At 42.1% G+C, this 25,605-nt stretch carries 13 protein-coding genes; 5 read left to right on the forward strand and 8 right to left on the reverse strand.

Translation table 11 applies throughout. The features are described from left to right. The first annotated feature begins 153 nt into the window (after positions 1–153). Both EL17_RS20180 and EL17_RS20185 read left to right on the forward strand, forming a co-directional pair. Positions 154–639, forward strand: a complete 486-nt coding sequence (locus tag EL17_RS20180; RefSeq protein WP_035078588.1) for a TlpA family protein disulfide reductase — start codon at positions 154–156, stop codon at positions 637–639. 6 nt (positions 640–645) lie between these two features. Then, on the forward strand, positions 646–1,266 hold the full coding sequence (locus EL17_RS20185; protein ID WP_035078590.1) for a thioredoxin family protein: 621 nt from the start codon (positions 646–648) through the stop codon (positions 1,264–1,266). 77 nt (positions 1,267–1,343) lie between these two features. Here the strand turns inward: EL17_RS20185 and EL17_RS20190 are convergent, their stop codons facing one another. From EL17_RS20190 to recJ, 3 genes are read right to left on the reverse strand one after another with little or no spacing between them, the layout of a single operon-like run. Beyond that, positions 1,344–2,861 (reverse strand): GH3 auxin-responsive promoter family protein, encoded by a 1,518-nt coding sequence (locus tag EL17_RS20190; protein WP_035078592.1) that lies wholly within the window; start codon positions 2,859–2,861, stop codon positions 1,344–1,346. A gap of 2 nt (positions 2,862–2,863) precedes the next feature. Then, positions 2,864–3,595 (reverse strand): LPS export ABC transporter ATP-binding protein, encoded by a 732-nt coding sequence (gene lptB, locus EL17_RS20195; protein ID WP_035078594.1) that lies wholly within the window; start codon positions 3,593–3,595, stop codon positions 2,864–2,866. A gap of 2 nt (positions 3,596–3,597) precedes the next feature. After that, on the reverse strand, positions 3,598–5,298 hold the full coding sequence (recJ, locus tag EL17_RS20200; RefSeq protein ID WP_035078595.1) for a single-stranded-DNA-specific exonuclease RecJ: 1,701 nt from the start codon (positions 5,296–5,298) through the stop codon (positions 3,598–3,600). A 364-nt stretch (positions 5,299–5,662) separates the two neighbouring features. Here recJ and EL17_RS20205 point away from each other — a divergent pair, with 364 nt between their 5' ends. Further along, positions 5,663–6,277 carry an SPOR domain-containing protein gene (locus EL17_RS20205; protein WP_035078597.1) on the forward strand — a complete coding sequence of 205 codons (615 nt, stop codon included), beginning with the start codon at positions 5,663–5,665 and terminating at the stop codon, positions 6,275–6,277. 144 nt (positions 6,278–6,421) lie between these two features. On the opposite strand, the gene fumC is transcribed toward EL17_RS20205, so the two are convergent. Both fumC and EL17_RS20215 read right to left on the reverse strand, forming a co-directional pair. Continuing rightward, complete coding sequence (gene fumC, locus EL17_RS20210) at positions 6,422–7,822, reverse strand: class II fumarate hydratase (protein WP_035078599.1); 1,401 nt, start codon at positions 7,820–7,822, stop codon at positions 6,422–6,424. Positions 7,823–8,356: 534 nt separating this feature from the next. Continuing rightward, positions 8,357–9,424 carry an MraY family glycosyltransferase gene (locus tag EL17_RS20215; RefSeq protein ID WP_316932679.1) on the reverse strand — a complete coding sequence of 356 codons (1,068 nt, stop codon included), beginning with the start codon at positions 9,422–9,424 and terminating at the stop codon, positions 8,357–8,359. 624 nt (positions 9,425–10,048) lie between these two features. Here EL17_RS20215 and EL17_RS20220 point away from each other — a divergent pair. Both EL17_RS20220 and EL17_RS20225 read left to right on the forward strand, forming a co-directional pair. Beyond that, complete coding sequence (locus EL17_RS20220; protein ID WP_035078601.1) at positions 10,049–11,857, forward strand: ABC transporter ATP-binding protein; 1,809 nt, start codon at positions 10,049–10,051, stop codon at positions 11,855–11,857. Between the two features lie 26 nt (positions 11,858–11,883). Continuing rightward, on the forward strand, positions 11,884–12,663 hold the full coding sequence (locus tag EL17_RS20225; protein WP_035078602.1) for a hypothetical protein: 780 nt from the start codon (positions 11,884–11,886) through the stop codon (positions 12,661–12,663). Positions 12,664–13,000: 337 nt separating this feature from the next. On the opposite strand, the gene EL17_RS20230 is transcribed toward EL17_RS20225, so the two are convergent. From EL17_RS20230 to EL17_RS23670, 3 genes are all read right to left on the reverse strand, one after another. After that, on the reverse strand, positions 13,001–14,434 hold the full coding sequence (locus tag EL17_RS20230; protein WP_051720224.1) for a UDP-glucose 6-dehydrogenase: 1,434 nt from the start codon (positions 14,432–14,434) through the stop codon (positions 13,001–13,003). 767 nt (positions 14,435–15,201) lie between these two features. Continuing rightward, entirely contained in the window at positions 15,202–16,221 is a 1,020-nt protein-coding gene (locus tag EL17_RS20235) for a PorP/SprF family type IX secretion system membrane protein (RefSeq protein ID WP_035078604.1), read from the reverse strand. Positions 16,222–16,339: 118 nt separating this feature from the next. After that, positions 16,340–25,255, reverse strand: coding sequence for a PKD domain-containing protein (locus EL17_RS23670; RefSeq protein WP_164675187.1), 8,916 nt, complete (start codon positions 25,253–25,255; stop codon positions 16,340–16,342). Positions 25,256–25,605: the final 350 nt, after the last annotated feature.

Consider the following 25,605-nt stretch of genomic DNA (forward strand, 5'->3'; position numbering starts at 1 on the left):
ATTTTTCGTAAAAAAGAATTATATTCTGCTCAATAAAGAAGTAACAAAAATCAAGTAAATTTAACAATTAATTAATGCTTACCGAATGCAATTCCTGTACTATTAAATGTCAAAAAAAACATATTTACAGGTTCGCTGTTAAATTTCTACATTATGAATTTCCTGACAAATACATTGATTACACTGACTATTCTCTTTACCCCCCTGTACCCACGGGAAGTGTCAATAAATGATCTCACCGTCATCAGTTATGAGACTTTTGAAGAAATGGTCAACACCCCTTCCAGCCAGCTAAGGGTATATAATTTTTGGGCCACTTGGTGTGCGCCCTGTATTAAAGAAATGCCTCATTTTGAAAAAGTAAATAATGAAGACAGTGATATTGCCTTGTACTTCATTTCTTTGGATGATGGCCTAAAAACAGAAAGGGTCACTAATTTTATCAAGAAAAGAAACATTCAAGCCCCAGTATACCTTTTGGATGACATTGATTACAACAAATGGATAGATAAGGTCCATCAGGATTGGTCCGGGGCCATACCGGCTACTTTATTTGTAGATGCCAATGGAAAAAAACATTTCCATGAAGGAGAAATGAGTGAAGAAACATTATTATCCATCATCAATACCCTAAAATAAACCAATATGCCCTACACCAAACTTATACTGTTCTATTCCCTGATGATGATTATTTCTGTTGGCAGCCTGGTGGCACAAAATAAAGAGGGCTATAAAGTAGGGGATAAAGCCCGGGACTTCAGTTTAAAAGATGTGAGCGGAGAAATGGTATCCATGGCTTCACAGTCAGATGCCAAAGGGTTTTTGGTTATATTTTCCTGCAACACCTGCCCATACGTAGTAGCGTATGAGGACCGGATGATTGAACTTCATAAAAAGTATGCCCCTCAGGGATATCCTGTCATTGCCATCAATCCAAATGACAAAACCTTGTCACCAGGGGACAGTTTCGAGAAAATGCAGGAAAGAGCAAATGATAAAAATTTCCCGTTCGCCTATCTCTATGATGAAACCCAGGAAATCACGCGAGCCTACGGGGCTACCAGAACGCCTGAAGTATACCTGCTGCAGAGGCAGGGAAAGGAGTATATGGTAAAATATATAGGTGCGATTGACAATAACTACCGGGAAGCCGGACAGGCAAACGACAAATATGTAGAAGATGCAATGGATGCGGTACTCAATAACAGGCAGATAGCACAGACCAGTACCAAAGCTATTGGCTGTACGATCAAGTTTAGAAAATAAGCCAAGGAGAAAAAGCACCTCAAAGAGCCATTCCATTTAAATAATCTGGGCCAATAAATCCTGAGGATGGCTATTGCTTACATCAATGTCAGCAATTCATCAATATATGATCTGTTATTGGACAGCCTGGGCACTTTGTTTTGGCCACCTAGTTTACCCTTAGCTTTGAGCCATTTTTCGAATAACCCATTTTCAGCAAAATGAACCTTTGGGCGGATCAATGCTATATCTTTATACCTTTTGGCATCATAGTCAGAATTTATATCACGTAGACTTTCATCTAAATGTGTGATAAACGTTTCCCTGTCTTTGGGAGGTGTCTGAAATTCTATGATCCACTCATGGGTACCCTTTCCCTCCAGCCCCTCAAAGTATACAGGAGCAGCGGTAAAATTAAGAATGGAGGACTCTGTGGCCATACAAGCCTTTTCTATGGCCTTTTCGGCATTTTCGACAATTACCTCCTCACCAAAGGCATTGATAAAATGTTTGGTCCTCCCGGATATTTTAACCCGATAGGGGGAGGTATTGGTAAACTTTACCGTATCCCCTATCTTGTATCTCCAAAGACCCGCATTAGTAGTAATGAGGAGGGCATAATTTTTACCAAGCTCTACCTCCTCCAGCGGGATGACTTTAGGATCTTCCCGGTCCCACTCCTCCATAGGGATAAATTCATAGAATATGCCATAATCCAGCATCAGGAGCAACTCATCTGAATTTTTCTGGTCCTGAATACCGAAAAAGCCTTCCGAAGCATTATAGGTCTCCAGGTAGTGCATTTTAGTAGAAGGGATCAATTCCTGAAAAAGTTTTCTATAAGGACCAAAAGCAACAGCTCCATGAAAAAACACTTCCATATTAGGCCACACCTCCAGGATATTAGAAGCCTTTTTCAGTTCCATGATGCGTTTAAGCAAAACTATAGCCCAGGTAGGAACACCTGCTATACTGCTTACATTTTCATCCATGGTTTCTTTCGCCATCCGGTCTATCTTTGCTTCCCACTCACTCATCAATGCTACTTCCAAACTAGGGGTACGGGCAAACTGCACCCACATGGGAAGGTTTTGCATCAGTACTGCTGAAACATCTCCATAATAACTGTTTTTGGTACCGTCTAGGTGGTTAACCTGATAACTTCCTCCTATGGTCAATCCTTTTCCGTTAAAAAGTTTTGTCTCGGGATAATTATTGACATAAAGGGAAAGCATGTCTTTACCCCCTTTAAAATGGCAATCCTCCAAGGCTTCAGCACTCACCGGAATAAACTTGCTCCGGCTTCCAGTAGTCCCGGATGATTTAGAAAACCAGGTGATTTCTGTAGGCCAGATGACGTTCTGCTCGCCTGTCATACACCTATCGATATATGGTTTCATCTCTTCATAGGTATGGACCGGTACCTGATTGGCAAACTGATGATAAGACCGGATTTCATCAAAATGATAGCTTTTGCCAAAACGGGTTTTCTTGGCAGTATGTATCAGGTCTAAAAATAATTCATGCTGTACCTCTATGGGGTTTTTCATGAAGTTTTCTATCTGACCTATCCTGTTTCGGAATATCCAGGTCATAAAAGTATTGATCATCTCCATAGCTATATTTTCCTTTTTAAGGTAAAATGCTTACCTAGGTACACTTTCCTTACCTGCTCATCAGCGGCAAGTTCTTCTGCTGTTCCTGCCTTTAATAATTTACCTTCAAACATCAAATATGCCCTGTCTGTAATGCTCAATGTCTCATTTACATTATGGTCGGTGATCAATATCCCAATGTTTTTGTTCTTAAGCTGTGCCACTATGGTCTGTATTTCCTCCACCGCTATGGGATCTACGCCTGCAAATGGCTCATCCAGTAATACAAATTTGGGGTCAACAGCAAGCGCGCGCGCTATTTCTGTTCTCCTCCTCTCCCCCCCGGACAATACCATACCCAGGTTTTTGCGGACATGTGTGAGACTAAATTCTTCGAGGAGGCTTTCCATTTTCTCCTTTTGGGCGGATTTGGGCTGATTGGTCATCTCCAGTACAGCCAATATGTTCTCTTCTACAGATAATTTTCTGAAAACCGAGGCTTCCTGGGCCAGATACCCTATCCCTAGCTTGGCCCTACGGTACATAGGCAGGGCGGTAATGTCCCTATCTTCTAAAAATATCTTGCCCGAATTTGGTTTTACCAGTCCGACGATCATATAGAAAGAAGTCGTTTTACCAGCACCATTGGGCCCCAGCAATCCGACTATTTCCCCCTGCCCCACTTCCACAGAGATATCGTTCACTACCTTTCTTCCTTTGTATATCTTTACCAGGTTATCTGCCTTTAATATCATAATCAGTCAAATTTAATATCTTTTACGTACAATTGTAGGCTACTGGTATTTCTAAAAGTATTTTCCCGAATCTCATAGGCGATATTGAACCTCATTTTACTGTTCAGCATATCATAATATTCGGCAAAACCAAAAGCTATACACGTAGGACGTGTGACCTGACCATCCTGCACTATGTCAAATTTTAGGTGTTTATCCTTTAAAATCTTAATATTATCCACATATACCTGATTGGAACAAAAGATCGGCTCAGGATTTCCGGGGCCAAATGGAGCCATCTGTTTCAGTATATTATAAAACTTATAATTGATCTGGTCCAATAATAACTCATCGTCAATTTCCAACACAGGCCTGGTGTGTATGTCCAGTAACCGCTCACTGACCACCTTCTCGAACTTCTCCTGAAATGCCACCACGTTATCTACAGACAAAGTTAAACCTGCCGCATATTTATGCCCGCCAAATTGCTCCAGCAGATCACTGCATTCACTGATGGCCTCATAGATATCAAAGTCGAAAACAGAGCGGGCACTGCCGGTAGCTTTGTTGTTTGATTCGGTAAGGATTATGGTCGGACGATAAAACTGCTCAATGCATCTTGAAGCCACTATACCGATCACTCCTTTATGCCAATCCTGTTTAAAAAGAACTGTACTTTTATATGGCTGTATGGCGTTTCTTTCGATGATCATCTGTATAGCTTCTTTGGTGATGTTTTCATCGAAATTTTTCCGCGATGCATTCACCTCCTCTACCAGTTCACCCCTTCTCACCGCATCACTGAGATCCTTGGATATCAGCAATTGCACAGAAGCTTTAGCATGCTCGAGCCTACCAGAGGCATTGATCCTCGGCCCTATTTTAAATACGATATCCGTGATATCAATATCCTTTACCAGTCTGCTTCTCAGCATCAGCGCTTTGAGACCAGGGCGGGGATTATTGTTGATCCGCTCAAGCCCGTAGAAGGCCATCACCCTATTTTCCCCCGTGATAGGCACGATATCCGCAGCGATACTTACTGCCAGTAAGTCCATGAAGGTGTTAAGGGCAGCCATATCCCTACCAGTTCGCATAGAAAATGCCTGTATGAGCTTAAACCCTACACCACAGCCACTCAGCTCCTTATAAGGATAGTCGCAGTCTTTTCTTTTGGGATCCAGTACCGCCACCGCCTTTGGGATCTCTTCTCCCGGTGTATGATGGTCGCAGATAATAAAATCCACTCCAAGTTCACTGGCTAGCTGAACTTTCTCTAAGGCTTTGATACCACAGTCCAAAGAAATAATCAGCCCGAAATTATTCTCTGCTGCAAACCTTACCCCTTTTTCTGATATACCATAACCTTCTTTATACCTATCGGGTATGTAAAAACTGACATGGTCGTAGAATTCTTTTAAAAACCCATACATCAACGCTACCGAAGTGGTGCCATCCACATCATAATCTCCATATACCAGGATTTTTTCCTGCGCAGTAATGGCACATAGGATCCGGTCTACAGCCTTGTCCATATCCTTCATTAAAAAAGGATCATGAAGTTTGTCCAGGTCAGGCCGGAAATAATCTTTTGCCTTTTGGAAATTGTCCACTCCCCTGTTCACTAGAATATTGGCCAGTGCAGGATTTACATTGATTTCCTTACTCAGAGCAGATACACTGTCCTCATCTGCCTGTTGCTTTACCTTCCACCTATATTCCATAAAGACTAAATTACTAAAGATTGGCGCGTAAATGTAAAAAATATAAGATTGATTTTAAGAATTTAAGTCCACATTGTCTCCCAATAGCTGACCTGACCGGTATCTTCATTCATATAGAAGCAGGAAGCAGGTTCGTTATCACGCTATATTCCAAAGGTATCCCTCAGATAGGAACCCGGTCCAGGCCAACAATAATTCTTCGCAGCCAATTAGCAAAGTGGGGTAATTCCTATTTTATATTTGCCATATAATATAGGGAATGGAACTGTAAAGGAAAATTAGGAGCAGATTTTGCTGTATTCACAGTTAATTTCGTATTTTAGAATGATCATACATCTATTTTTACTCCAATAGGTTTTATTATATGGCTTTTAGAACCCTTGTCCTTTTATTATTCCTGTGGTTTTCTACTTTTTGGACCATATCTCCCTTGATGGCACAAATGACCAAACAGGAAAGAAGGACATGGAGAAAGGAATTAAGGAAGATGTCCCCTGAAGACTTAAAGCAGATCAAAGCACATGAGGCAGAGATGAAGGAAAAAATTTCAGCGCTCTCCGGTTCTATCAGTCAGCTTCAAAAGGAACTTCAGGACAAGGATAATCAGCTTACTGCGCTCAAAAATGAAATCACCCGGCTGGAATCAGCGTTGAAAACCCGAAATGAATCACTGGAAAAATTTCAGGAAGAAAAAGACCAGTGGGACAGAGGTGTAGTTTTCAGGGTACAGATAGGAGCCTTTAAGGATTATGACTTCCAGGATGCCTTTGGCAGCAGTCCCAATTTGATATATGAAGAGGACAGCCACTGGCAAAAATATGTCATAGGCAACTTCCGTTTCTATGACGAAGCCAACAAATTGAAAAAACACCTACGCAGGACAGGCGTAAGGGATGCCTGGATTGTTCCCTATGAAGATGGTAAGCGCGTACCGCTAAAAGATGTACTGGATAAGGTACTGGAGCAGCGGAAAAAATAAACAGAAATATAAAAGGGGTCTTGCTGCGGTCCTAATCATATTTTCAGTTGGAAAGCAAATGAAGAATTACGGTTTGAAAAACAAGAAGTGATCAGTAAGCGATGGTTCCGCATACTGATCACTTTTTAATCCATCTAACTTTCTTTACTTCAATCCTCCGATCATATCTTCTGGTCTTACCCACTCATCAAACTGTTCGCTCGTCAAAAGATCCAAAGCTATGGCCGCTTCACGAAGGCTAGTGCCGTCTTTGTGTGCTTTTTTAGCTATGGCCGCAGCATTTTCATAACCTATATGTGTATTTAAAGCAGTCACCAGCATAAGGGAATTCTCCAAATGCTGTTTAATGGCGCCATGGTTAGGCGCTATTCCTACAGCACAGTTATCATTGAAAGAGATGCAGGCATCACCGATCAGCCTGGCTGACTGAAGCAGGTTATTGACCATCATGGGCTTGAATACATTCAGCTCAAAATGTCCATTGGAACCGCCGATGGATATGGCCACATCATTGCCCATTACCTGTGCACAGACCATGGTCATTGCTTCTACTTGGGTAGGATTTACTTTTCCTGGCATAATAGAAGAACCGGGTTCGTTTTCCGGAATGAGGATTTCACCTATACCAGACCGGGGACCGGAAGAAAGCATCCTGATATCATTGGCTATCTTCATCAGGCTTACTGCCACCTGCTTTAAAGCCCCATGGGTTTCTACTATGGCATCGTGTGCGGCCAGCGACTCAAATTTATTGGGAGCTGTTACAAATGGATGTCCGGAAAATTCAGCTATCTTTTTGGCTACCAGTTCGGCATATCCTTTAGGGGTATTGAGTCCGGTACCTACTGCTGTGCCTCCCAGGGCCAGTTCCGATAGATGCTGCAGCGTATTTTTTAGGGCTTTAATTCCATATTCCAATTGGGCCACATATCCCGAAAATTCTTGGCCTAAGGTCAGCGGGGTAGCATCCATAAAATGGGTCCTGCCTATCTTGACCACCTCCATAAAACTTTCTGACTTATCCTTTAGCGTATTTTTCAGTTTTTCTATGCCAGGGAGGGTTGTTTCCACTACCATTTTATAGGCAGCGATGTGCATTGCGGTAGGGAAGGTATCGTTGGAAGACTGGGATTTGTTTACATCATCATTGGGGTGGATCTTCTTTTTTTCATCTTCCAGATTACCACCTAAGAGGACATGGCCCCGGTAAGCGATCACCTCGTTGCTGTTCATATTGGATTGCGTACCCGAACCTGTCTGCCAGATCACCAGTGGAAACTGATCATCGAGTTTGCCTTCCAGGATTTCATCGCATACCTGTCCGATGGTATCTGCTTTTTCCTGGGCCAATACGCCAAGTTCCGCATTGGCAAAAGCCGCTGATTTTTTTAAGATGGCAAAAGCCCTTATGATCTCGATGGGCATCTGGTTCCTTACGCCCCCTATTTTAAAATTATTGATAGAACGCTGCGTCTGTGCTCCCCAAAATTTGTCTGCGGGAACTTCCACAGGCCCCATGGTATCTTTTTCTATTCTTATTGACATGAACGTATGGTTAGTTTATAAATGCTAAATGAAATTGCAGGGCTAATTTAAGCTTAGAAAGGGAGAAAAGCGAATAAATCCCATAGCATAAACGTAAACAGCCATAGGTTTGGGCCAGTATATTGATAGTTTCTCCTGAAGGGAACCAGCAGCTAGGGATTCTGGTAAATGAATGGGGAGCGTTAAGCTAATCACCGGACCTGAAGGGTTTTCTGACATTTAGATGGCACCACTTCCATTGCTGCCGGAGACCAATGACTTAAAGATAAATACGTCAGCTGTACAAAAATCGGTTTAACCTACGCCCTGGCGATTAGATCTTCATTAAAATCTAGTAAATAAATAAAGCCCGTCCTGTCCTAATGCAGTCCAGACATATATTATGATCCGGTAGGAGATCCTGTAAAAATACCCGTGGAACAGCATCTGGCTGTGATAAAAAAAGGTAGATAAAGTTAAGCGTAAACCATTAAGAATATGCGTTTTAAAGGATCAATAACATAGAACTACTGCTATATCAAGATAAAAGTTAAGCTAATTGACATTGAACTTATCCCTGTCAAATATGTCATGGGAAAGATGGGGTTTTTTGTACCCCTTTTTTGTTCTCCTTTTAGAAAGTACGGTTGGTGAGTTTTTGTTGAATTTCACTACTTTTTGAAGGGTGTATATATCCAGGATAATACCTAAAGTCAAGGCAAGGGCAATGACTACCGGCAACATATAATGGTCTTCAAAGGACTGTCCCAAAAACATAAGGCCTATAAAACCTAATTTAGTGCCACCCAGAATATAAGCTACTTTATCGTGGGAAAAGCCCATCCTCATCAAAAAATGGTGCACATGACTTTTATCTGGGGCTAAAGGGGATTTACCTTTACTCACCCTTTTGACAAAGATCCTAGCGGTATCATATATCGGTACTATGAGCAGCGCCACCCCCGAGGCAATGGGAGCATTAAAGGTCAAACCCTGTATAGGCACCATGGTCCCGTTTTTGTCAATAAAGAGAATCACCAACACTGAAAGCATAAAGCCGATGCTCAGCGAACCCGTATCCCCCATAAATATCTTAGCAGGGTGCCAGTTATAGATCAGAAAAGACAATATGGCACCTACCATGGTAAAAGCAATGATTCCGTAGGGGAACAATCCTACAGATACAAACCACCAACCCAAAAAAGCGAGTGTTATGGTGCTGATGGTTCCGGCCAGCCCATCCAGTCCATCGATGAGATTAAAAGCATTGGTAAGGACGATAATCGTGAGAAAAGTCAGCCCGTAACTGAGGAACAGCGGCAGTTCATGGATCCCTGCAAATCCATAAAAACCGGTAATCCTGATATCCGCCATGATCACTACCAACAATGCCGCTACACACTGACCTAACAACTTCTGAATAGCCGTCAGCTCCACCAGATCATCTCTCATGCCAAGTGTGAACATCAGGCCCAAAGCGATGAGCAGGTACCGGGTAAAGGCCAACTGATCAAGGCTCAACCATGCCGCCAGACCAATAAACGTGGCCAGCATGATCCCTATTCCCCCCATAGAAGGAATCGACTCCTTATGAATTTTTCTTCCTCCAGGAATTTCGAGCATATTATTTTTTCGAAAGAAAAAAATAACGATCGGAGTTACCAAAAAGCCAAAAAAGAATGCGGTAAGTGTAGATAAGAAAACGACCATAGAAAAGTATTTTACTGCAAAATTAAGCATAAATATTCCTAATTTCAAAAAAATATAATCTGCCTAAAATAAATTAGTTAATATACAGTTTCCTCAAAAGCTAATAGGGGATCATTAAATAATGTCTTCTTTACAGCCGAATCATAAAAACGCATTAATTTCGGTAATTGTACCCCTATCAACCCGATGAATGATTAATTTTTTAATTGTTAAAATAATATATCAATAATAGTGAATTATAAGATTGGTTAGCATAATTGGAATCATCCTGAAAGGACGAAGAAGTTCGGAAACCTGTACCTAAATTTGTAACTTTACTATCTTCTAGGCTCATCTTTTCAAAAAAATACGCTATCTGTAACTATTGATCGGGATAAAACATTGTTGGTATCCATTTGAAGAGGATCATATACTTTACCTCATTGCTTCAGTATTATATCCAAATCATTATAACCAACTTACAATATTACTCCCTAAAACGAAAACCATATTTGTGATTAATTTCTTTTAATCATCATACCGATATAGAATTTTAAAATGAAAATTATTAAAAATATAATAAAATCATATCTTCAAAATAACTTTACCCACTTTATATATTTTTACAATCGATTAAAGTTCAGAATTTTTATACGCATGGGGCTAAGCTTAAGCGTAGGTATTTTGGATGGTTTTGGCTTGGCCATGTTCCTACCCTTATTGCATATTGCAGAGAATTCTGCAAACAACGACATATCAGGTCTTGGAAATCTGGATTTTCTTATAGACGGAATGGTCAAGTTGAATTTGAGCTTGACACTTCAAAATATTTTAATGGTAATGTCACTGTTTTTTATATTAAAAGGAATCTTATTTTATTTGAGCAGTGTATACGCCGTATATTTAAAACAATTTTTTATTAAAGCTATAAGAGTCAGCCTTTCAAATTCCCTGACAACAATGTCGTATAAATCATTTATTTTGTCTAACCCGGGTAGAATTCAAAATACCCTTACCGGTGAAGTAAGTAAGATTTCTAAAGCCTATGAAAGTTATTTTGAAGCATTCAAGCAAATAGTGCTAATTATAGTGTACATGTCTTTTGCATTTTTTGTGGAGGCACAATTTGCTTTATTGATATGTACGGGAGGTGTGTTAACCAGTGTACTATATACAAAAATATATAAGTCAACAAAAACTTCTTCTTCAAAGGTGACAAAAGGATCTAATCTATATCAAGGATTAATCCTACAAATGGTTTCAAATTTTAAATATTTAAAGTCTACAGGATATATTGAAAGGTACAATCAAAAATTGCTGAACAGTATTAATTACATAGAAGGTCAAAACAGAAAAATAGGAAATTTGGGAGCTGTTGCCAGTTCAATAAGAGAACCTATATTAATCATTATAGTGAGTGTTGTAATCCTGATACAAATTGAGCTGCTTAATGGGACCTTTGGTACAATCATGATAAGCCTATTGTTTTTTTACCGGGCGCTGACCGCTATGATTCTGATGCAGACCTATTACAATGATTTCTTATCGGTATCAGGGTCTTTGGATAATATGACAAACTTCGAAACTGAGCTAAAAAAATCACAAGAAACTAAAGGAAAATTAACTATAAGCAGTCTGCGAGAAAATATAATACTTAAGGACGCTACCCTTAAATATTCCAATCATGTCATTATAAAACATTTAAATTTAAGCATCCATAAAAATTCAACCATAGCTTTCGTTGGAGAAAGCGGCAGTGGAAAAACCACATTGGTAAATATTATTACTGGACTTTTGCCACTAAATGATGGGCAATTGTTAATAGATGGCGTAAATTCAAGGGTAATTAATCTTAATTCATATCAACAAAAAATAGGATACATAACACAAGAACCAGCTATATTCAATGATACGATTTTTAATAATATCACTTTTTGGGCAGATAAAACACCGGATAATATAAACCGATTTAATACTGCTATTAGGCAAGCACATTTGGACATATACTTAAATGCACTTTTAGATAAAGAAGATACTATATTAGGTAATAATGGCATAAATCTTAGTGGAGGCCAGAAGCAGCGGATCGCGATAGCGCGAGAATTGTATAAACAGGTAGCGCTTTTAATATTAGATGAAGCTACTTCGGCTTTGGACTCAGAAACAGAGAGAGTCATTCAAAGTGGCATTAAAGAACTGCATGGAAAATGCACTATAATCATAATTGCCCACCGGTTATCTACCATAAAACATGCTGATCGTATTATAATACTTGATAAAGGAGAGATAATAGATGAAGGAAGCTTTATGCATTTGATGGAGCGCTCACCAAAATTTAAGCAAATGATAGCACTGCAGGAAGTCTAATCGAAATACTAATAATTAAAGGTATAATGGCCAAGTGGATAGAAATATGTGGCACTAACGGTGTTGGTAAATCTACTATTGTAGATAATTTAAAGAAAATAAGGAAAAAAGATAGTATTTGGACTATCTCTGATTATTTATACCCTAGATTGAAAATATCAAGGACCAGCTTGAAGGGGTATGTTTTAAGTTCTTACAGATACTATTTTAAAGATTATATAGATCCTGCTCCATTAAGAGAAGCTAGGTTCCGCATGATAGAAAACAATAAAGAATTTATTGATCTGTTTTTAAACATACTCATCAATGATAAAAAATTCGCCTACAACAACACTGACTTCAGATTTGAAAACATATCGTATTTTTCCAGAGTAGTAGAACGAGTTCAATATATTAAAGAAGCAGCTTCTGACAAATTCGTGATTTTGGATGAAGGTTTTTTGCACCATATCGGGAGATTAGTCAATAAACATGACCATACCAAAGATGAAAAAGAAGATCTTTCTAGAATTTTAAACATCACTCCATTACCTGATGCGATAATTTATTTAGACCTGGAAGTTAATGAAAATGCGAAAAGATTGATTAATCGCAATAAGAACCCTAAAATGCTTAAAACTTTACAATATCATGAAATAATGGATTTTCTCATTCTCAGCAGGAAAAGAAGAAGAATTATAAATGATATTCTAAGTCAGAGGGGAATTCCTATTTTATATTTAGATACATCAAATAATCAAGCGGATAATCTTAATTTAATAAACGCATTCATTGACGACCTAAAGCGCAACGATACGGCTATATAAAAGCATTAACTGCGTTATCTATCTCCTAGCACCAATACAAACATTAAAGTATGGATTAGTCTTGATAAAAAATGACTAAATCGGAAAGTGTAAATAATTCAGTATAACCGACCTACAAAAAAGCAATCAAATAATTGATTGCATCCTATAGGTGATTTATCCACTTACCCCACCATGGTCTATCCTTATATAATTAATCCTATCAAGATGGCAACGTAGATTAATATTGCATCATATGGCTTAAGGATATGGATGTAGGGAAGCATAATAGAATTAAAAAGCCACAGCGGAATGCTGTGGCTTTTATAATTATATTAAAATACTAAGCACTATGAGATTAAGCATTCAGTACCTCTTTATAAGGCTTTACCGGAGGGATGATCTTTCCGATGGTAAACGTTCTGAATCCGATCTCCTGCAGTTTGTCATGGTCCAGGAAGTTACGGCCATCAAAAAGCTGGGCCGGCTGAAGCATCGAACTGTAGATAATATCCCAGTTGTAATCCTTGAACTCATCCCACTCAGTCAAAACAGCAATAGCATGACTGTCTTTACAGGCCTGATATGGATCAGTGACTATTTCTACCATGGCCTCATTTTCTTCCGGCGTACGGGTATTCAGATAGTTTAGATCGTTTAAGATTTGCTCCTTGCTTACTTTGGGATCATAGATACATAGTTTGGCATTTTCCCTGAGGAGATGGTCCGCTACATAGATGGCCGCTGATTCACGGGTGTCATTGGTATCCTTTTTAAATGCCCAGCCGAGCATGGCTATCTTTTTTCCGCTCACCGTATTGTAAAGGTGGCTGATGATGTTTTTGGCAAACCTTGCCTTCTGGTGATCATTCATTTTGATCACCTGCTCCCAATAATCCGCTACTTCTATCAGGCCAAACCTTCTGCAGATATATACCAAATTCAATATGTCTTTTTGAAAGCAGGAACCGCCAAAGCCTACAGAAGCCTGCAAAAATTTAGGACCTATCCTACTGTCAGCACCGATTGCACGGCCCACTTCAGATACATCCGCTTCCGTACGCTCACATAATTCAGAGATGGAATTGATGGAAGATACACGCTGGGCCAAAAAGGCATTGGCTGTCAGCTTGGATAATTCTGATGACCATACATTGGTAGTCAAAATTCTTTCTCTCGGTACCCAGTGAGCATAAATATCTACCAAAGCCTGCATGGCTTCTCTTCCCTCAGGGCTCATTTCGCCGCCCACCAATACCCTGTCTGGGGCCAGCAGGTCTTCCACTGCGGTACCTTCAGCCAGAAATTCAGGGTTGGACAGGATCTGGAATTTGTTGCCATGACCCGTATTGTCCAAAATATCCTTAACAGCCTCCGCGGTCCTTACCGGAAGGGTGGATTTTTCTACTACTATTTTGTCAGATTCTGCAGCAGCTGCGATCTGTCTGGCACAAAGCTCTATCCATTTTAGATCTGCTGCCTGTCCCCTACCTTCACCATACGTTTTGGTTGGTGTATTGACAGAGATAAAAATCATTTCAGCTTCTTTGATGGCTTTGTTGACATCTGTAGAGAAAAATAAATTCCTGCCCCTGGCTTCAGCTACTATGGCATCAAGGCCCGGCTCATATACCGGCAGGTTTTCCAGGTTCTCATCATTCCATCCATCTATTCTGGCCTGGTTGATATCTACTACTGTTACCTGAATGTGAGGGCATTTTTGGGCGATCACCGCCATGGTAGGGCCGCCTACATAGCCAGCGCCGATACAACAAATTTTGGAAATTTTCATGTGTATTTAATTTGTCTTTTAATGGTAACACGAAACCAGCATGGGTTTCCCCGATAGCTATCGGGGGGAGAGGGACATCCCTGGAAGGGACGCATCCGTCATACTTGATTCATCTGTTTATAATTTGTTTTTCAATGGTCATAACTTTTTTCTACAAAAGGTCGGGAGGATATCTAGCAGGGATCACCCCTATAGCCCTCAGCGCATCCCTTTTTGTATTTCTTAGGTCATGCGCTGTTTGATGGTTTTATATATTTTTAAAAGCCTAACTGGCACCATAAAGCTCTTTTAAGAATTAGCAGTCTATATCTATGTCACAATTAATAAAATAAGACACGGCTATAAATGACAAATATAAGCTTATATGGTTTGTTATCAATGCTTTTCTGATTATACTGTTCTAAAAGCTTTGAACAGAATGATAAAAGCAGTTAAATGGGCTTATTTTAGATTATTTGGTAAAAAACTTTTAAATATACTTAATCCGGTCAAATTTTAGGTGATAATTTCTGGCCTATTGTCAAATTATATGCCATTTTTGGAATTTAGGTGTTCTGATCAGCATTTGATCTAATGATAGTTTCCCCCCTGCCATGCATCATGTAATGGAAATAAAAGGGCCAATTTATGAATGGAGAAGTAATGGGTTTAATTCCGGCTGAACCCTGATACAAACTTCTCTTTCTTTATCCATTTAATATTGGTAATCAATTCATTTCATTAGGTGCCTTATAGGTATATTCTCATTCTGTCCTTTATTCCCCTTGCTAAATCAGCGATTTAAAACATTTCAGCACCCTATCTCTCCTGTTTCTTAACCTTGGATTACCGGCCAGAAACTGATACCGCATCGAAAATTCATGCGAGCCTTTTGTGTAGGTTCCCACATTACTGATCATCCAGTCATAACTATAGCCAAACACCAGTCCATCATCAAGGCTTACCCCAAACAGCAAAATGATAGAATCCTGATTTGGGATACTGTTATTGGAAGGAATCCCCCGGAATCCAAGCCCCATGATCAATTGGTTATACAGCATTTGTGTACTGACATCCAATTGGGAAAATGGTCCCTGCGCTTTATAATTACCCATTATGGTCATGCTTTTTTCATTACCCGTATCCCAATAGCCCTGCGGTTCCAGATCAAACTGAACTCCCCCATGTACACTGAATTTGGCATTTAGAAGATCCTGGCGGGTTTCTCCTGCGTAGCGGATCGCGGGATTGTTTACATGGTGGGCACTCCCTCCCAGCCATACATCTGGGGTGGTCAGCAAAAATCCAAATGACAGGTCCAGATAATTGAAAGGGTCTATCTGGTTAAGAAAATCCAAAGAGCCAGGCTGTATGGTGCGGTTGAACACGTCTATTTGATCCCCAAACATAGCATTGTCAAACATGCCATTTTTCATTACATAGGCCGTCTGGCTACCCATTCTCAAATTCCAGGTATCAGATAGTGACAGGTTATAGGAATACAGAAACGATATTTCCGTAGAGGACAAATTCATGTGCTGCTCATTGAAACTATGGACTGCCAGCCCAAAACCGCTTCTGAGATCAAAACTGTAATGATCTATAAAAGCCGCATAACCATTGAAATCATATTCCAGCCCAGGCCATTGCTTCCTATAGTTAATTCCCATACGGGTCATCTCTGTAGATCCGGTAAAGGCCGGGTTCAAATAAAGGGGTGCAGCATAGAACTGGGAAAAATGGAAATCCTGTCCCTGCACACATCCTATGCTCCCTATCCATAACAGTAATATTACTATCCTATTCATCTGTTTATAATTTGTTTTTAATGATCATAACCTGTCCCGTACCTAAGGTCGGGATGGTGTCTCGCATGTTTATAATCATCCCACTGTATGATGCATTCCTCTTGCTAAATTTCATGTTTTACCTGGCTAGAAAAAACGCACCTGTTCTTTCTACCTCTCTTCCATCCCTGGTGGTAAACCTTATTTTATAGACATAATTACCCTGGGGCGCTATCTTGTTATCCAGTGTACCGTCCCAACCTTGGTCATCCATGCTGTTTGTATGATAAATGTATTCCCCCCACTTATTCAATACCCACAGATCCAGGCTGGTGATGTGTACAAATTTTGGGAAGAAATGGTCATTTAAACCATCTCCATTCGGGGTAAAGACATTGGGGATCTCCAGAAAATAGTCGGTGATGCGTATCTTCTTCTGTATAGAAGCGGTACAACCATCCAAATCTCTCATCGTCAAGGTCACTACATACTCTCCCGGTCTTTGGTACCGGTGAACGGGGTTCCTGGCGATGCTGGTATTGCCGTCTCCGAAATCCCAGCCAAATTCCCGGATATCACCAGCACTCAGGTTGTTAAACTGTATTTCATAATTGGTCAAATGTTCATAAAATTCGTCATAGCTGTCAGATCGGTAATCAAAGTCCAGGAAAATATCCTCTTCTGCCTCCACACTGAACGTCTCCACATACTGGCATCCTGCCCCATCAGTCACAGTAAGGGTAAACAATCCTGTTTCGGGTGTCACCATGGTGTATCCCCCGTTAGTCTGTGTGCCTCTATTCCACGTGATCTGATAAGGGGGCTGTCCACCTGTTACCACGGTTTCAAAAACGGTCTGTAAAGTTCTCGGCTCACAAATTTTGGAAGGGTACTGAATTACCGTAGCCTCAAGTGGTGCTGCCCGCTGAATGGTAAACTGCTCTAAACGGGAGCAGCCGCTCGCATCCGTCACCCTTACGCTATATTGGCCTGGACTTAGGTTTTCGACCCTTGCCTGATTGGCACCATTACTCCATTCAAAAGTATAGGGAGCCGTGCCTCCTGACGGAATCACTTCTATGGCCCCACTGTTGGGAACCTCACAGCTTAAAGCATGCGTCACCGAAGAGGTGATCAAGAGCGGAGCAGGTTCGTTGATGACAAATTCCTGTCTTATTTCACAGTTACGTGCGTCAGTAATCCTAGCACGGTATACACCGGAAGGTAGATTGAAAAGATCCGGTGTCTGCGGACCATGATCCCATACCACCCTGACAGGAGCTGTTCCGCCATTGATATTCAATCGGATGGAGCCGTCTTCCTGCCCAGCACAAGTAATATCGGCGGTCTCCGGATTGATTTCAAATACCGCTCCTTCCTGTATGGTCGCTGCTACATTTACCGCGCAGCCATTGGCATCGGTTATGATGGCAGTATAATTTCCTGGAGCCAGATTGTTTAAGGCCCAGGAAGCTGCGCCATTGTTCCATATGATGGTATAGGGAGCCGTCCCACCCGATGGCAATACAGATACAGCGCCATTGTTAGCCAGGTAGCACTGGACATCTGTGGTTTCTGCTGAAGCTGCCAAAGCTGCCTGTGGCTGGGTGATGGCTATTCCTGTCACCTCTGTGATATAACAGCCATTGGCATCTATTACCGATACATTATATACTCCTGCCCTCAATTCCGTAAATTCATGTGACAGTGCTGCCGTTTCGATGCTTTCTTCATGATATACACCATTCAGATACTGTCCGGTGATCTCATATGTATATGGCGCTACAGACTGGTTGGGCAGGCTGATCAGCATACTGCCATCTCTACCATTATAGCAGGATACCATTTTTGGGGTAAGATTTTCTTCTCCTATCACCAGCTGATCCGGCTCGCTCAGGGTAAAGCTGGATCGTATCCAACAGTCATTTCCATCTCTGACAAATACGTCATAGGTTCCTGGATAAAGATCTTCTATGCGCTCCGCCTCTGAATAGAATCCCTGAGGACCTTCCCATATCACTTCGTAATCACCTGTACCGCCGGATATCTCCAAGGCTATAAATCCATTGCTTCCGCCTTTGCAGCTTATTTCAAAGCCATTATAATCAGAGATCACAGGATTTAAAGCCAATTCACCCGGCTCTACTATGCTGAACCTTCGTTCTATGACACAGTTGATACCATCAGTGAGGGATAGGATGTATTCCCCGGCATATAGGTTTGCTAAATTTCGGGCATTTGAAACAAAGCCGTTTGGACCACTCCATCGGTACCTATAAGGGCCTACGCCTCCGGAAACCTCCACACTGATCTGCCCATTGTTATCTCCGAAACAGGTAATATGGGTAAGCGTTTCCTGAACGGTTATTTCTTCCGGCTCACTGATGGTGACCGCCAAAGACTCCGTACACTGTAATGCATCCGTTACAGCTAGATTATATTCTCCTGCCAGGAGATTCTGTAGGTTGGCGGAGTTACTTACAAAACCTTGTGGTCCTGTCCAAGCGTAAGTATATGGTGCAGTACCTCCCTGTACCGCTATTTGAATACTGCCATCTCTTTCTCCAAAACAGACATTGTCTGTCTTACCGGTAAGCTGAACCAGCACCGGATCTGGTTCCGTGATCGTAAAGGTTTTTACAACATCGCAGTCATTCCCATCTGTTAGGATAAGCGTATAGCTTCCCGGTCCTATATTCCTTAGTCCATTGGACTGATTGGTCCTGGAGATCAGGACTCCGTCTTTCATCCATACATACTGATAGTTGCCATTTCCCCCTCTGGTCTGTGTAATGAAGATATTCCCATTGTTTTGCCCTCCACAGAGCACATTCTGCTGCACCGTTTCTACTTCCAATGGCTCAGGTCCCATGATAGTATACGTTTTTACTATGCTGCATTCGTTCTGGTCCAAAAGCGTAAATGTATAGGAACCGGCACCAATCCCATTTAAATTGAGCGTATTGGCAGTAAATCCATTCGGACCGGTCCAAGTGTAGGTATATTCACCTATACCCCCTCCCACCTGAAGGTTTATACTACCATCCGTAGCACCGGAACAGGTGATGTTAAACCCGTTATAATCAGATAGCACTTCATTCAGGATCGCTAAGGGCGTATCGGGCTGGGTGATGGAAATCTCTCCTTCCAGATCCACTGCACATTCATTGGCGTCCCGGATGTCTACCTGGTATGTCCCAGCTGGCAGCGCTTCAAATCTATAAAGGGTTTGATATACGCTTTCGGAGGAAAACCAGTACGGCTCCCCCTGGTAAGTGGTCCCTGTAATGCTGAAGACATATGGAGCATTTCCCCCGTCTGCCACCGTTTCAATGACACCGGTAGCTTCGCCATAACAGACTATATTTTCCCGGGAAGCACTGTTTTCCTGAAGTATCAAGGCTTCAGGCTCACGGAGCACATAGGTCAGCACCTGAGTACATCTATTGGCATCTTCCATTACTACCCTATAGGTACCAGCGGTGAGACCGGTAAGGTTCTGATTATTTATCTGGTCCATCGGAATAGTTCCGTCTGCTGTAGTCCAGCTGAAACTATACGCTCCGGTACCTCCTGTCAAGGTCAGGGAAATGGACCCGTTATTTCCTCCATGGCAGCTTATTTCATAGCCATTATAGGCTGAAATATTATCCACCACTACCAGGGGACTGGGCTCAGTGATGATGAAATCTTCAGATCGAATCCCACATCCTACTTGGTCTTCTACCCATACATAATAGGTTCCAGGAGCCAGGGCTGATAAAGCTGTGTTGGTAGAAAGTTCATTAACCAGATATGGCTGCCCATTATAAAACCAATTGTAGGTATATTCGGCCTGGTTCATTACCCCTCCTCCGCCGGAGACTGCTATCGTAATGGTCCCGTTTACCTCTCCGCTGCATAGAATATCCGTCTTCTCCTGTTGAGTAAATTCAAACACTTCATCTGGGCCTGAAATGGTCACTTCGGTGGCTTGCGGTACACAGCCGTTGGCATCTGCTACCATTACCGTATAGGTGCCAGTAGAAAGTCCCTCAAAAGTATAAGCCTGATCTAATGTGTTTTGCCTTCTTATCTCAGCGCCATTTAAGTAAAGTAAATACGTAAAGGGAGGCAGTGATGCCTGCTGTATACTCATTGCTATGGACCCTCCCGCTTGGCCATAACAGTTGGCATCAGATACCACTGGATCATTTAGCAGGAACTGGTCAGGCTGGGTAAGTGTGAAAACAGCTGTCTCTGAGCAGCCTTCAGCATCTACCACAGTGACCGTATAGGTACCGGCTGGCAGGCCTGTTAAATCTTTTTGAGTGAGCTGGGCTGGGCTGAGCGCACCGTCTTCTGTAGTCCATTCATAGGAATAGTCTGCTGTACCGCCTGTTATGGTTAATGTGACCGTTCCATCTGCATCACCAAAGCAGCTCACTCCAAATCCATTATAATTCGACGGTGCGCCACTGACGCGGAGTTCGTCGGGTTGTGTGATGACAAATTCCCTGGATAGTATACTGCAACCGAAACCATCATTTACCCTTACCTGATAGATCCCGGGCACCAAGTCTACCAGCTCGGTATCGGAAGAGCGGGCATTTGGTAGGAAGGCATTTCCATCTAAGGTCCAGCTAAAAGTGTAATCTGGCTGATTGGCGACACCGCCGCCACCCTGCACCCCGATGCGGATGCTGCCGTCCGCTGCTCCGAAGCAGCTGATGTTTACTGGTTCATCTATCGTAAATTCCATTCCCTCTGCCGGCTCGAGGATGATAATGGACTGAATGGCCTTCATACAACCGTTCAGGTCAAATACGGCTATGTCATAGTTCCCTGCTTCCAATCCAGTGAAGGTATATGACGACAAGTCTGTCTGCACCGTAGCCAATTCTGCATCTCCCTGCAGCAGGCTATAGCGATAAGGCCCAACTGATTCCTGAGCGATGATGACCTGAATAGATCCTGTAGCCTCTCCTATACAAAGTACCTCCACAGTCACTGGCTCATCGAGTAATAACTCATCTGGTTCAGAAAGGATAAATGTGGCGGATGCTGAACATTCATTGCCGTCTAGCACAGTGACAGTATAGGTTCCTAAAGGCAAATCTGTCAGATCTTTTTGGTCGAGCTGATCTGGCCTAAGCAGTCCGTCTTCGGTAGTCCATTGGTAAGTATATCCTTCTGTCCCGCCAGTTATCGTCAACGTAATTGTTCCATCTTCAGCCCCAAAGCAACTCACTCCAAACCCATTGTAATCAGATAAGGTACCTATGACATTAAGTTCCTCCGGCTGAGCGAGGATATAGGGTACAGATGTAATGGTACAACCTGCGCCATCTTCTACCACTACATGATAGGTGCCGGGAAAAAGATTGGTCAAAGCCTCAGGAGTATCCCCTTCCTGGAGTTCATAGAGCTGACCATCACGGTACCAGGTATAATGGTATGCCGGCGCATTTTCCACACCTCCACCACCGGACATCACTATACTGATCCCCCCATTATTTTCCCCAAAGCACGTGATGGAGGTTACGGTTTCCTGTATCGCCATACCCTCGGCCGGCTGCAGCAGGATAAGGTCCACCAGTATCTCTTCCACGCCGTTGGCATCCCGCACAGTTGCCGTATATTGACCTGCCGGCAGGTTCAGAAATTCATGCGTCAGGGCAGCAGTAGAAAATTCGACATTAAAGACCGTGTTTTCATAAGTGGTACCTGAGATGATATATAGGAATGGGGGAACAGAACCTGCTTCTATGTTTACCCTGATGCTGCCCGAGTTTTCACCGAAGCACGCTATGTCAGTAAGATCGGCCCCTTCCAATATCAGTTCTTCCGGTTCTATCAGTATAAATGTTTCGCTATCCACACAGCCTCTACTGTCCATCACGGTGACGGTATAGGTTCCTGCCACCAGGCCCGTTAAGTCTTTTTGGTTTTCCATACCAGCTGGAATGATCCCATCTTCAGTGGACCAACTGTACTCATATATAGGTGTGCCACCTGTAGGAGAGAGGATAATCTGGCCATCAGCAGCCCCTTTTCTGCTGATACCAAATCCATTGTAATCTGATGTAGCGCCAGCTGCCACCAATTCATCTGGCTGAGTTATTAAAAATTCTTCTGAAGTAACCGAACACCCCTGGCCATCAGCTATCGTCACTTGATAGACACCCGGCATTAATGCTACCAGTGACCGATCAGTAGAACTGCTGTTTAATACATAAGGTTGGCCATCCAAAGTCCAGGTAAAAGTATAATCAGGTGTATTGGTAGGTCCACCGCCACCTACTACATCCAGATCAATCGTACCGTCCCCATCGCCAAAACATGTAACAGGAGAAGTCGCATTTATCTGGATTTCCATTCCTGTTTCCGGTTCCTGGATATTGACCGTAGTTTCTTTGAAGCAGCCATTGTCGTCTGTTACCCTAACCAGATAAGACCCCGCTCTCAGCCCGGAGAATAAATATGCCGTCTGGCCAGAAATTTCACTGATGAGTTCCGTTTCATTCTGAATGAGCGAAAAAGTGTAAGGGGCTACAGATTCCTGATCTATTTGTACAGCTATAGATCCGGTTTCTTCCCCTTTACATTGTACATCTACCGGTACTGGATCTGCCAATAACAGCTCCATTGGCTGGGTCAGTATAAATGTTTCAATCTGATCACAGCCATTGCCATCCTTCACGGTAACAGTATAATGTCCTGCCCTCAATCCGGTTAGGCTCTGGCTTTGCTGCTGACCTGCCGGTATCACACCGTTCTCCGTAGCCTGCCAGGTAAATTCATAGTCTCCTACCCCTCCTGAGACAGTAAGGTCGATAGCGCCGTTTTCCTCATTAAAACAGGTCACCAGCTGGACCAACCCTTCTATGGACAGTGGCGTGGGCTCTGCTATCACGAAAGTTTCCGAAATGGTACATCCCACTGCGTCAGTGATGACCACCTGATAACTTCCCGGACCCAGATTTTTTAAATGCGTCTCTACAGATTCACCGGTTATAATGAACGGTACATCATCTAGAGACCAATTGTAGTTATAACCATTCAGGTTTTCCGGACCTCCCCCACCTGTTACGCTTATGGCTATTTCCCCATTATTGTCTCCATTACACACTATATCCAGTTGTTCCTCCAGCAGTATAGCCAATGGTTCATTGGGCTGCATGATGGTGAGTATATCCTCTGAAGAGAGCGTACAATTGTTGGCGTCTGTCACGATCACCTGATAACTTCCTGCAGGTAAACCATCAAAAACCCAAGTATTTTCAGGGGTGGTCACTGTCCGGACGGGACTGTCTGCCTGGTCTGGTGCTATAAGGGCATACGTATACGGAGATACAGATTCACTGGTCAGTGCTACAGTGACAGCCCCCGTAGATGCACCATGACAATCCACATCCACTATCTGACCAACTGTAAACTGAAGTTCATCCGGTTGGGTAATTTCAAAATTCAAGGCAGACAAACAGCCATTGGCATCTTCTACCAGGACTGCATAAAGCCCGACAGGAAGATTTGGCAGTAAACCGGTAGCCCCTTCTGTGACCTGTTCCCCTCCTATTATATCAGTCAGGCCTGTCGGATTGTCTGTATCCTCAAAGTTACCCCTGTACCAGGTTACCGCATAATCCGGTGTGCCACCTGTAGGGGAGACAGAAAGTTCACCAGAAGCATCACCATGGCAAAGGACATCCACCTGAACTTCATTCAGGACTAATGGTGCAGGCTCTTCGATAATGAATGGGCCGAAAGTTCGGGAACAGGAATATTGAATGAATTCGGCGGCCTGATCGTTTGTGGCTACTGTTTCAGAAACCCTAACCTGATAGGAACCTGCAGTGAGATTGCCAAAGTAGGCTACCCAGCTGTCTTGTTCATTATCTAAGCTACCCCGATAGGTGAGCGGATTGACTGGTATCACCACCCCATCTTTGATCAGCTCATACTGATATGAAGGACCCCAGTTGACTGGATTGAAGATATTGCCCTCAAAAGGCTGTGTCCATCCACCTCTGGTGACAAAAGTGAAATTCCCATCACTGCCTTCAAAGCATGATACCGGATTGGATTCATCCAGCTCAAGGTTTATTCCCGCTGGCCTGACAATAGAAATCGGCACTGATCCGGTACAACCGTTAAAATCCGTAAAGCTGAACACATATTCTCCCGCATTGACATTTGGTATCACTACCGAAACCCCATAGGCTTCATAATTATCAACATTTTCATTGGTTACGACCGGCACACCATTAGCATCCGTGAGGGACCATTGGATAGGCAAAGTGGCCCCATCTATCAGGACATCTATTTTGCCATTATCGGAATCACTACATTCATATCCCGCAAAAGTCACCGTGGCCCGTGGATAATAAGCTTCTAAAATGGTAAAAGTGCCCCTTACCTCCTGCCCCAGCCCATTGGTTACCACAAATTCGTAATTGGGAGGAGAAATAGGAAGGTCTTCCAAAATGATAATGTTAGAACCTGGCCCATCTGATGTCCTCGGAAAACCTTCCAACATCACTCCGTTCGCAAATACTCCTACTGTATAGGGGCGGGATATCACCCTATTTAAATATGTATGTTCGTTTACCGAGATGATATACTCCCCGGTACAGTTATTAAAATTGTTTGACGCTGAAAAATTGCCAACAATTCTATAATTCAACTGTATATTTCCCAGATTAGGAATAATGTTTCCCTGTGCATTTCTCACCCGGGCATTCACTGTTAGGTTTTGATTGGTATTACCCGTATACCTAACTGTATTTTGGTTTTCGATCACATAATTAGTTCCCGGTAATATTTCTAATACCCAATCTGCTGGAATAGGATTGGGAGCATTATATCCATAGAAAACAGTATTACCCGGGCTGGCGACAAACCTGGCTATAGATAAATCTACATTTATCAGTGCACTGGGCGTATAGATAAAATTAATGGCGGGATCTGTACTATAGGTCTCATTTTGGCCAACAAGATTATAGGTTTGGGCTAAGGTCGTATGGCCAAGAAACAACACCGAAAATATAATCAGGAAGAATCTATATAATAGCACCTTATATCGTTTTTTTGCAAATCTTATGCTTAAAAAATTAATAAACAATATATATAAAAGCCAAAAAACAAATTAAAAAACACCAAATACTTTTCTTCTATTTTGAAAAGCATTTATCAGAAAAAGCCTTCTAAAAAATTATTAAAACCTGATTAATAATAATATTCAATATAAAAAAAATTCAATACCCGATAAATATTCCTATTATCACATAGGTTTTTAAATGTAATAAACCAACAATTTTAAGTATTTAGTTATTAGTTTATATATTTTTATAGCTAAAAATAGATTTCTTAACTTTATCGTAAATATTTCTTCTCTTCCTCCTCCTTTGTGCTTGACCTGTTCCA

It is taken from the genome of Anditalea andensis (assembly GCF_000714815.1).
Classification (GTDB): Bacteria; Bacteroidota; Bacteroidia; order Cytophagales; family Cyclobacteriaceae; genus Anditalea; species Anditalea andensis.